This is a genomic window from Mesorhizobium sp. M2E.F.Ca.ET.209.01.1.1 (assembly GCF_004010375.2).
Taxonomy (GTDB): domain Bacteria; phylum Pseudomonadota; class Alphaproteobacteria; order Rhizobiales; family Rhizobiaceae; genus Mesorhizobium.
The window spans coordinates 1-408 of sequence record NZ_SADP02000267.1 but is presented as its reverse complement, the minus strand read 5'-3'; the positions used below and the strand labels follow the sequence as shown (position 1 = coordinate 408).

Genomic DNA, 408 nt, shown 5'->3' with positions numbered 1-408 from the left:
CGGGTGTCGTTGTCATAGGTTTCTTATGGCATGCCGACGCCGGACTTATCCACAACTTATACGCGTCGCGAAGTGTGAAAATGGCGTCTCACTTCAAATTTTAGATGTCCCGGAAAGGTCGCCTTTAACGCTTGCTGGCACACAAGCTTTCCGCTGGGAGCAAGTGATGAGTCGCATATTTCTGAGGGCCGCTGCCGTGGCGTTCGCTTCGGTCGCTGCTTCGCTTTTGTTGACCCTGATTGTCGTTCCGGCAATGGGCTTTCCGATGAGCCGCAGCGTCTGGCTGGCGTCGACGGTTTGCCCGCTCGTGGTCGCCTGGGCAGCCAGCGCCAGTAGGTTCTGGCAGAGCGACCGGCTGCAGAATGCGCATCGCGAGCTTGCCTGCGGCCACGCGCAACTCGCCGCCGC

1 pseudogene is annotated in these 408 nt (G+C 59.6%); it reads left to right on the top strand.

Features of this window, described 5'->3' with window-relative positions:
• Positions 1–166 precede the first annotated feature (166 nt).
• Positions 167–408 (top strand): annotated as a pseudogene (locus EN852_RS35595) (GGDEF domain-containing protein); the annotation flags it as partial.